The 10,089-nt window shown below is 74.7% G+C and carries 5 protein-coding genes and 2 pseudogenes; 3 read left to right on the forward strand and 4 right to left on the reverse strand.

Going from position 1 to position 10,089, the window contains the following annotated elements:
* Positions 1–873 (forward strand): annotated as a pseudogene (locus AB0G50_RS35425) (peptidase M28); the annotation flags it as partial.
* Between the two features lie 53 nt (positions 874–926).
* Here the strand turns inward: AB0G50_RS35425 and AB0G50_RS35430 are convergent.
* Complete coding sequence (locus AB0G50_RS35430; protein ID WP_360118336.1) at positions 927–1,517, reverse strand: TMEM165/GDT1 family protein; 591 nt, start codon at positions 1,515–1,517, stop codon at positions 927–929.
* 361 nt (positions 1,518–1,878) lie between these two features.
* On the opposite strand from AB0G50_RS35430, the gene AB0G50_RS35435 reads away from it, so the two are divergent.
* The gene (locus AB0G50_RS35435; RefSeq protein ID WP_360118339.1) at positions 1,879–4,221 is read left to right on the forward strand and encodes an HAD-IC family P-type ATPase; all 2,343 of its coding nucleotides are present in this window, start codon (positions 1,879–1,881) and stop codon (positions 4,219–4,221) included.
* 10 nt (positions 4,222–4,231) lie between these two features.
* On the opposite strand, the gene AB0G50_RS35440 is transcribed toward AB0G50_RS35435, so the two are convergent.
* Entirely contained in the window at positions 4,232–4,768 is a 537-nt protein-coding gene (locus AB0G50_RS35440) for a helix-turn-helix domain-containing protein (protein WP_360118342.1), read from the reverse strand.
* A gap of 89 nt (positions 4,769–4,857) precedes the next feature.
* Here AB0G50_RS35440 and AB0G50_RS35445 point away from each other — a divergent pair, with 89 nt between their 5' ends.
* Positions 4,858–5,709 carry an NmrA/HSCARG family protein gene (locus AB0G50_RS35445; protein WP_360118345.1) on the forward strand — a complete coding sequence of 284 codons (852 nt, stop codon included), beginning with the start codon at positions 4,858–4,860 and terminating at the stop codon, positions 5,707–5,709.
* Here AB0G50_RS35445 and AB0G50_RS35450 read toward each other — a convergent pair.
* Both AB0G50_RS35450 and AB0G50_RS35455 read right to left on the reverse strand, forming a co-directional pair.
* Positions 5,706–9,092, reverse strand: a complete 3,387-nt coding sequence (locus tag AB0G50_RS35450; protein ID WP_360118348.1) for a hypothetical protein — start codon at positions 9,090–9,092, stop codon at positions 5,706–5,708. The genes AB0G50_RS35445 and AB0G50_RS35450 overlap by 4 nt on opposite strands.
* A 4-nt stretch (positions 9,093–9,096) precedes the next feature.
* Positions 9,097–10,089, reverse strand: a pseudogene (locus AB0G50_RS35455) (hypothetical protein); the annotation flags it as partial.

The following is a 10,089-nucleotide window of genomic DNA, read 5'->3' on the forward strand; positions in this document are numbered from 1 at the left end:
TACCACAGCTCGTGCGACACGACGTCGAACATCAACGCCACCGCGTTGGACCGCAGCGCGGACGGCGTCGCGTACACGATCTGGAAGCAGGCCGTCGGCACGGCGACCAACGACTTCGCGCTGGCGCTCAGCCCCACCTCGGGTTCGGTCGCGGTCGGCGGTGCGGCCTCGACGACGGTGAGCACCCAGACCACCGCGGGCTCGGCGCAGACCGTCGCCCTGTCGGCGACCGGCGCGCCCGCGGGCGTGACCGTCTCGTTCGCACCGTCGAGCGTCCAGTCCGGAAGCTCGTCCACCGCGACGATCTCGGTCGGCGCGTCGACGGCCAACGGCACCTACCAGATCACCGTCTCGGGCACCGGCGCGGTCACGCACAGCGCGACCTTCTCGTTGACGGTGACCGGCGGCAACCCGGGCGGCTGCACGAGCGCGGACGTGATCGGCAACGGCGGGTTCGAGAACGGCACCACGCCGTGGACGATCACCTCGGGCGTCATCGACAACAGCGCGCAGCAGGCGGCGCACAGCGGCTCCTACAAGGCGTGGCTGAACGGGTACGGCTCGGCGCACACCGACAGCGCCGCGCAGTCGGTGACCATCCCGGCCGGGTGCTCGAACGCGACGCTGACCTACTGGCTGCACATCGACACCAAGGAAACCGAGAAGACGGCGTACGACAAGCTGACCGTGACCCTGGGCAGCACCACCGTCGGCTCGTTCTCCAACGTGGACGCCAACACCGGCTACGCGCAGAAGTCCGTCAACGTCGGCCAGTTCGCCGGCCAGACGGTGACGCTGAAGTTCTCCGGCGTCGAGGACGCGAGCCTCAAGACGAGCTTCGTCGTCGACGACGTGGTGCTGAAGACCAGCTGAGCCACGACCGGTGCCGGGCGGTGGGACGATTCCCGCCGCCCGGCGCCGGGTCGCTAGCGGGTCAGCTCGAGGACGGCCTCGACCGCGAGCCACACGCCGAAGAGGAAGAACAGCGCCGCCGCCCCGTACCGGATGACCTTCTCCGGCAGGTTGCGGCCGAGCAGCCGGCCGACCGCGATGGCGAGCGCGTCCGCCGCGACCATGCCGAGCGTCGACCCGATCCAGGTGCCGAACCAGCCGTGGTCGGTGGCCAGGGTGATGGTGGCGAGCATGGTCTTGTCGCCCAGTTCGGCCAGGAAGAACGCCGAGCCGACGGCGATGACGACCGATTTCACCGTGCGCTGGGCCTTGGCCTTCTCGTCGTCGGTGAGCGTGTCGCCGCGCAGCGTCCAGAAGCCGAACACCAGGAACGCGAGCGCCGCGACGAGGTTGATCCACCCGGTGGGCAGCGCCGCGCCGAGCCCGTAGCCGATGCCGACCGAGGCCAGGTGCACCAGCGCGGTCGCGCCGGTGATGCCGATCAGGACCGGCCAGACCTTGTACCGGGTGGCGAAGGTCAGGGCCATCAGCTGCGACTTGTCGCCGAGCTCGGCGACGAAGATGACCCAGAACGAGAGAAGTGTGCTGACTGCGACGGCGTCCACGGCCTCGAAGCTCCCGACGGTGTTGACACCGGACCGGGGCTGCACGCGCGCGACCTCGACCCGGCATACGGATATGCCTGGATCGAAGGTCTCGCCCGCCCCATCCCGCGAGGATGAGGCCGCCCGGCCGGGTCCGCGAGCGGACCAGTGTGTCGACCGGGGCGTTGGGGGCTACTCCCCTTCACTTCCGCCGCGAACCCTACCCCATCCGTGAACGGCGCACGTCACAGAGCGTTCATCACCACACCGGGCGAACTCGGGTGCGCACCCGGTCCGCCCGGTGGCGGCCGCGGTCGGGTCGGCGCCGATCGACGGCGGGGATCGCGTCGCCGGGAGAGGATGGGGCGACGGGGAGGTGTCGATGCTCGACATGCGTGCCACCGCCGGGCTCACCGCGGCGCAGGTCGCCGCCAGGGTCGCGGCCGGCCGGACGAACGCCACCGGCGCGCGGACCAGCCGCAGCACCGCGCAGATCGTCCGGGCGAACGTGGTGACCCCGTTCAACGGGCTGCTGCTCGCCCTCTTCGTGGTCATCCTGTTCACCGGCCGCTGGCAGAACGGGTTGTTCGGGCTGGTCATCGTGGCGAACACGGCGATCGGCGTGTTCCAGGAGGTGCGGGCCAAGCGCACCCTCGACCGGCTGGCCGTGCTCAACGCGCCCCGCGCGCGGGTGGTGCGCGACGGTCGGGTCGAGGAGGTCGCGGTGGCCGACGTGGTCGCCGACGACCTGGTGGAGCTGCGGTCGGGCGACCAGGTGGTGGCCGACGGCCCGGTGCTGTCCGCGGCCGGGCTGGAGGTGGACGAGTCGCTGCTGACCGGCGAGTCCGACCCCGTCGCCAAGGACGTCGGCGACGAGGTGCGGTCCGGGTCGATCGTGGTCGCGGGCACCGGCCGGTTCACCGCGACGGGTGTCGGGGCGGAGGCCTACGCGACGCGGTTGACCGCCGAGGCGCGCCGGTTCACCGTGGTGCGCTCGGAACTGGTCACCGGCACGAACCGGTTGCTGCGCTGGATCTCCCTGCTGATGCTGGTGGTCGGGCCGCTGCTGCTGTGGAGCCAGCTGCGGGTCTCCGGCGGCGGCGGGTGGCAGGACGCGCTGACCGGCGCGGTGGCCGCGCTGGTCGGCATGGTGCCCGAGGGGCTCGTGCTGCTGACCAGCCTGGCGTTCATGGTCGCCGCGGTCACCCTGGCCCGGCGGCAGACGCTGGTGCAGGAGTTGCCCGCGGTCGAGGTGCTGGCCCGGGTGGACGTGGTGTGCCTGGACAAGACCGGCACCCTCACCCACGGCGACATCGTGTTCGACCGGCTCGTGGTCGACGGCGGCGAGGACGAGGTGCGGGAGGCGCTGGCGCTGTGCGCGTCGGCGCCGGACGCGAACGCGACGGCGGGCGCGCTGGCCGCCGAGTTCACCTCGGGCACGTGGACGCGCACCGGCGGCGTGCCGTTCTCGTCGGCCCGCAAGTGGTCCTCGGTGGACACCGCGGACCGCGGCACGTGGGTGCTCGGCGCGCCGGAGATGGTGTTCCCGGGCGGTTCCGGCGCGCTGCTCGACCAGGCGGCGGGTATCGCGGCGCAGGGAAGGCGGGTGCTCGTGCTGGCCTCCGCGCCCGCTCCTGGTGCCGACGGGCTGCCCGCCGGCCTCGCTGCGCGGGCCCTGGTCGTGCTCGCCGAACGAGTGAGGGACGACGCCGCGGACACGTTGCGCTACTTCGCCGAGCAGGGGGTGGCGCTGCGGGTGATCTCCGGCGACAACCCGCGCACGGTCGGCGCGGTCGCGGTGTCGGTGGGGTTGCCCGGCATCACCTCGGCGGACCAGGCGGTCGACGCGCGGACGCTGCCCGAGGACCCCGACGCGCTCGCGGACGTGCTGGAGCGGTCGGCGGTCTACGGGCGGGTGACGCCGCAGCAGAAGCGGGCGATCGTCGGCGCGCTGCAACGGCGCGGGCACGTGGTCGCGATGACCGGCGACGGCGTGAACGACGCGATGGCGCTCAAGGACGCCGACATCGGCGTGGCGATGGGCAACGGCGCGGCGGCCACCAGGGCGGTGGCGCAACTGGTGCTGCTGGACGGTCGGTTCGCGCACCTGCCGGACGTGGTCGCCGAGGGTCGACGGGTGATCGCGAACATCGAGCGCGCCGCGAACCTGTTCCTGGTGAAGAACGTCTACTCGCTGGTGCTCGCGCTGGTCGTGGTGGCGACCTCGGTGTCCTACCCGCTCGCGCCGATCCAGCTGACCATGATCTCCACGGTCACCATCGGCGTGCCGGGTTTCGTGCTGGCGCTCGGACCCAACCGCCGCCGCTACGTGCCCGGCTTCCTGGGTCGGGTGCTGCGGTTGGCCGTGCCGACCGGGGTGGTGATCGGGCTGGCCGCGTTCGCGGGAGACATGGTGGTGCGCGGGCTGGAGCCGGACGCCGGTCCGCGGGCCGGGCAGACCGTGGCGACGGTCGTGGTGGTGGTCGCGTCGCTGTGGACGCTGTCGCTGCTCGCCCGGCCGTTCGACCGGTGGAAGACCGCGCTGCTGGTCGGGTTGGCGGGCGTCGTGGCCCTGGTGCTCGCGGTGCCCCTGGTGGCGGAGAAGGTCTTCCTGCTCGCCGTGACCCCGCAGCGGCTGCTGGTGGGCGTGCTCGTCGGACTCGTCGCGGGCGTGCTGGTCGAACTCGTGGGCCGGGTCGTGCTGCGGCCCGTGCGCGCGGCCTGACACCGGTCGGTCAAATACCCCGCAGTGCCAACGAGAGCAGCCGGTCGACCTCGATCGGGGACCGCTCGCTGACCCACGCCACGCCGGCCGCGAGGGAGAGCACCTCGACCGCGGTCACGTCCGCGGCCACCGAGCCGTCCCGCTGCGCCCGGTCCAGCAGGACGGCTCCGGCCGCGCGCATCGCCACGCACGACGCGTGCAGCTCGGAGCTCTCGTCCACCAGCGCCGCCATCACCTGCTCGGACAGGCCGCGGTAGGTGGTCGAGCCGCGGGCCACCTCGCCGAGCCAGCGGACCAGCGCCTCGCGCGGGGCGCCCGTGCTGGTCTCGGCGAGCCCGCGCAACCGGTCGAAGTTCTGCCGCAGCAACGCTTCCAGCAGCGCGTCGCGGGTCGGGAAGTGCCGGTACAGGGTGCCGATGCCGAGGCCCGCGCGGCGGGCGATCTCGCGCAGCGACGCGTCGGTGCCGTGCTCGGCGAAGGCCTCGGCGGCCACCGACACGATCAGGTCGTGGTTGCGACGCGCGTCGGCGCGCGGCCGGTCGGTCACCGGCGTCCTCCCGTCGTTGACAACCGGAGCAGTGCTCCGATACTTTTCCGGAGCACTGCTCCGCAAGGGATTCTACCGAAGGGGACACCATGAGCCGGACCGTGCTCGTGACGGGGGCCACCGGGTCGCAGGGCGGGTCGACCGCGCGCGCCCTGCTGGAGGCGGACTGGTCGGTGCGCGCCCTGGTGCGCGACGTCGACGCGCCCGCCGCCCGGTTACTGGCCGAGCGTGGCGCGACGCTCGTGCGCGGCGACCAGTTGGACCGCGCGTCGCTCGACGCCGCGGTGAGGGGCGTCGACGGCGTGTTCAGCGTGCAGCCGACCGGCCAGTCCGTCGAGGACCAGGAGGCCGAGGTGCGGATGGGCGTGAACGTGGCCGACGCCGCGCACGCCGCCGGGGTGCGGCACCTGGTCTACACGTCGGTGGGCGGCGTGGAGAGCGGCCACGGGCCGAGCTTCTGGGACACCAAGCTGAGGATCGAGCGGCACCTCACCGACCTCGGCCTGCCGACGACCGTGCTGCGGCCGGTGATGTTCATGGAGAACCACCTGCGCGGACCGTGGGCCGCGACCGGCGAGCTGCCGCTGATCCGGCTCATCCCGGCGGGCGCGTCGGTGCAGCTGATCGCGGTGCGCGACATCGGGGTGTTCGCCGCGCTGGCGTTCGGCGACCCGGGGTACTACGTGGGCCGCCGGTTCGACCTGGCGGGCGACCGGCTCGACCGCGCCGACCTGGTGGCCGCGCTGGAGGCGAAGATCGGCCGCGCCCTGGACAGCGCGCCCCTGCCGCCCGACGTGGTGCGGTCGCTGGGGATGAAGGCCGACGACCAGGACCGCGCCAAGGCGTTCGAGAGCTGGCAGGCCGACATCCCGGCGCTGCGCGCACAACACCCGGGTCTGCTGACCTTCCGGGCCTGGCTGGACACCGTCTCGTTCGACTAGCCGCGCACCTCCCGGTCGACGGCCGCCAGCACCTCCGGGTGCCACTTCGCGAGCGGCAGGGCGGCCGTCCACTCCAGCAGGTGCAGGATCCGCGCGGCGGGCCGCCCGGTCCGCCGCACCTCCTCCTCGTCCAGCAAGTCCCTCCACACCTCGGCCTGCCGCGCCCGGTCCGGGATCGCGGCGGCCGTCCGCTCGGCCCGGGCCAGGTCGCGGTCGGCGACGGCGAGGATCACCAGGGCCTCCAGCGCGCAGGTCCGGACGGCCGGGTCCGGCGACTCGGCGTCCCGGTTCAGCAGGTCGGTCAACGCGTCGCAACGGAGTCGTTGCGCGACAACGGCTTTGGCGATCGCGGCGAGGGTTTCCGGCCGGTGCGCCTCCGGGAGCAGGTGGACCACGCCGAGTGCGCGGTCCGGCTCGCCCGACGCGGCCAGCGCCGTGGCGAGGAACCGGTGCGCCACCACGGACCTGCGGGGGTCGGTGATGCCGGCGGCCACCACCTCGGCGCGGTGGAACCACTCGTGCGCGGCGAGCGCCTTGACCACGGCGGTCTCGGCGACCGCGCGCCACCCCGGCACGCCGATGGTCCCGGCGAGGGCCAGCGCGTGGTCGTGGTCGCCGAGCCCGGCGAGCGCCGCCACCACCGACGCCTTGGCCCTGGCCCGGTGCGCGGGTCGCCGGATGGTGTCGGCGGCGATCTCGGCGCGGGCGAGGAGGTCGCGGCCGTGGTCCGCCGCGCCGGCCAACCGGACCCACGCCCGCACCCTGGCGTACGGGTTGGGCATCCGCCGGATCACCGCCTCGGCCTCCGCGACCGCGGTGCGCGACCCGGTCGCGGCGGCCACCGCGGTCAGCAGCCGGACCCGCCAGTCGGGGTCGGCGATCCCGGCCGCCGCCGCGCCGTCCACGACCGAGATCCACGCCTCGGTGCGCCAGAACTCGTGGGGCAGCAAGGAGATCAGCCGCGGCACCCGGTCGCGGTCGACCAGCGGGACGAGCCTCAGGACGGCGTCGAGCCGGGTCGCGGCGTCCTGGTGCGCCAGGGCCAACCGTTCGGCGCGGTCGTGGTCGCCACGCGCCGCGGCGATGTCGACCACGAGGTCCAGGTCCGCCGCGGAACCGCCGTCGAGGATCGCCACCCGCTCCGCCGCGTCCAGGTCGCCGAGCTCGAGCAGCGCGCACACCACCGTCGACGGATCGGTCTCCGCCGCGATCATCTCCCGGGCGACCTCCTCCCGGCCCGCTCGCGCGTGGGCGAGCAGCAGCGCGCGGTGGTCCCGGCCCGTGGTGTCCACTGTGGACCGGGTGGCGCGTTCGACCCGGGTGGCGACGTCCCTGGCGTAGCGGATGTCGCCCGCCACCGCGGCCGCCGTGCCGAGCGCGAGCAGCGTGTCCGTCGACGGGTCCTCGAGCGTCGCGGCGAGTGCCTCGGCCTGCTCCCGGTCGCCGATCTCGGCGGTGACCGCCACGAGCAGCTCGGTCGGCCCGGTCAGGTCCGCCTCGCGGGCCTCGGTCCGCGCCTGCGCCAGGAGTTCCGGATCGGCGGTGAACCGGGCGAGCGCCGCCTTGACCTCGATCCGTCGACCCGCGTTCGGGATCGAGTCCACCGTCCGGCGCGCCTCGCGGAACTCGCCGATGGCCGCGTACGCCTCGACCACGATCTCCCACCGGCCGGCGGCCCGGGCCTTGGTCGCCAGGTTCCGGACCAGCGCCCGCTGGCGGAGTTCGCGCTCCATCAGCTCGGTGGGTGTCCGGCTCGCCAGCAGGAGGGCGCGGATCAGCACGAACTCCGCGTCCGCCTTGCCGATCACGTCCCGGATCCGCACCACCGCCGCCTCCGCGCGGGCGAACTCCCCCGCCGCGGCCGCGGCCTTCACCAGCGCCACCAGGGCGGTCGACTGCCGGTCGAGGTCGGTGATCGCGCGGGCGAGTTCCTCCGCGCGGTCGAGGTCGCCGAGGGTGCTGTAGGCGGCGGACAGGTGTGCCGCCGCGGCGGGGTTGCGACCGGGGTCGGTCAACACCTCGGCCCTGGCCGGCTCGCCCAGGAGCGCCCACAGGGCGGGCAGGGCGGCCGGGATCGTGGAGTTGCGGGTGATCAGGCGGTCGCGGTGGACGGCCAGTCTCGCGAGGGCGGTCAGGTTCGGGTGCTCGTGGGTGAGGAGGGCGTCCTGGGCGGTGGTGATCTCGGTCAGGGCGTCCAGGTCGCCGCCGGTGAGGTCGAGCACGCGGTCGTGGCGGGCGCGGTCGGTTCCGCACGCGATCAGCCGGTCCAGGTCCCCGGTGGCCACCAGGAGGCGGTGGTAGCCGCGCAGCAGGTACTCCGGGCTGTCGGCGGGCCACGCCCGGGCGCGGTAGGTGTCGGCCCAGGCGTGCAGCCGGTCGCGGTAGTGGGCGAGGCGGGTCGGGCCCAGGTGGTCCTCGGCGGTGGCGCGGAGGTCTTCGTGGCCGAGCAGGTAGACCTGCCGGTCCGGGCGCCACGTGCTGGGGCGGACGTCGAAGCTGCGGGCCGCGGAGGTGCGGAGCAGGCGGCGGACCTCGGCGACCGGCTGGTCGGTCAGGTGGGCCAGGTCCCGGTCGCTCAAGCCGCCGCCTGCGGCCGTGACGAAACCCAGGAGGTCCTGTGCCGTCGGCGCGCCGCGCAGCAGGGCGTCCAGTTCGCGCTCCATGTCGTCGCGCAGCACCAGCGCGTGCGGTGACGGCGTCAGGGCGCGGACGATCGACGGGTCGCGCAACGGGTGCCGGGCGTCGAGGTCCGCGGGTGGCGGCGGGTTCGGCCGGCCCGCGACCACGACGCGCAGGTGGGGCGCGGGCCGCGGCGGCAGGAGCGCGGCGATGCTGTGGCCGCCCAGCGCCGCGCCCCGGTCCTCGTCCAGGCCGTCGACCACGAGCACCAGGCGTTCCTCGCGGCGGCCGCACAGGTCGGCGGCTTCGGCGAGCATGCCGACGAGGTGCGCCTCGCGGGTCGACTCGGGCAGGAACGCGGGCAGGGGTTGGCCGAGCAGTTCGGCGAGTTGTTCGAGCACCACGTCCACGAACGCGCCCCGGTGGTCCTGGCCCGCGAGCCGGGCGGTGACGAAGAACGACACCACCCGCACGTCCGGCGGCGGGTGCAGGGCGAACCAGGACAGCAGGGCCGACTTGCCCGACCACTTCGGCGCGCGCCACCACAGGTAGTGCGGGCCGGCGGCGGCGCAGAACGCGGCCAGGGCGGCGAGTTCGGCGTCCCGCTCCACGAGCGCGGCGGGTGCGATCTGGCGGACGTACTCGCGGTAGCGGGACCGGGCGACGGGGTGGGTCGCGCCGATGTGCACCCCGCCGCTGATGTCGCGCGCCTGCACGACCGGATCGAACACCGGGCCCCGGAGGTGGTTGTGGTGTTCGGTCATGACCTCATTCTGTCGCCGCGTGGTCGGTCGGCGGTGTGAAATCCCACAGGCACACGACGGTGCGGTCGTCGTCGGTCGCGGTGGTCCGCACGCCCAGTTGGCGCAGGAAGTCGACCAGGTCCGACGGCGCGGAACGCCACTGCTCGGCGAACACCGGGCCCACGTCGGTGCGCCCGAACGCCCGCGCGCCGCTGCCGGTGGTGAGCGCCAGGAGGTCGCCGCGCCGGGTCGTGACGGTGGCGACCTCCACGTCCGCGTCCGGGTTCTCCGGCAGCACGGGCACCCACTCGTCGCCGTCGCGCAGGAAGGCGTTGCCCCGCCCCACCCGGAACGCCAGGTGCCGCCGGGTCGACCGGTCGCCCAGGTCGCTGACCACGCAGGTGAGCCCGACCTCGGCGGCCGGTCCGGACAGGTTGCGGACGCGGGCCAGTTCGGCGACCCGGCCGTGCACGGCGGGCAGCACACCCTCCAGCACACCGCGCACCGCGCGCAGGTCGCCCGAGCGCCACGACGTGTCGATGCTGACGCCCAACCGGGACAGCTGCGCCACGAGCGCCTGGCAGGCGGTCCTGGTCAGCGCCTGGGTCGCGGGTCCGGGCCTGCCGGAGGCGACCACGGACACCAGCGCGGGCCGGGTGTGGTGGTCGCCGAGCACCCGCAGCAGGTAGCCGTCGGTGCGGCCCACCCCGTCCAACCGCGCCCGGTCGCCGCGCACCGACGCCGCCCTGGCCACCAGCGAGCCGCCGAGCGTGGCGCCGTCGACCTCGCTGTCCGGCGCGACGTCCGCACCCGACGGCAACCCCTCGGGCTCGACCGGCGGCCGACCGTCGGCGGCGACCACCGCGGCCGGTGGTCGGGGCGCGGGTGACGGCGGGGTGACCGGCGTGGGCGCGGGCCGGGGGGGCGCCCCCGCGGGCGCCCCGCCCCGCGCGGCCGCCCACGACCGCCGCGCCGGGGCCGCGTCCGCCCGCGGCGCCGGCCACCGCCGGGGCGGGCG

It is taken from the genome of Actinosynnema sp. NPDC020468, from assembly GCF_040642015.1.
GTDB lineage: Bacteria > Actinomycetota > Actinomycetes > Mycobacteriales > Pseudonocardiaceae > Actinosynnema.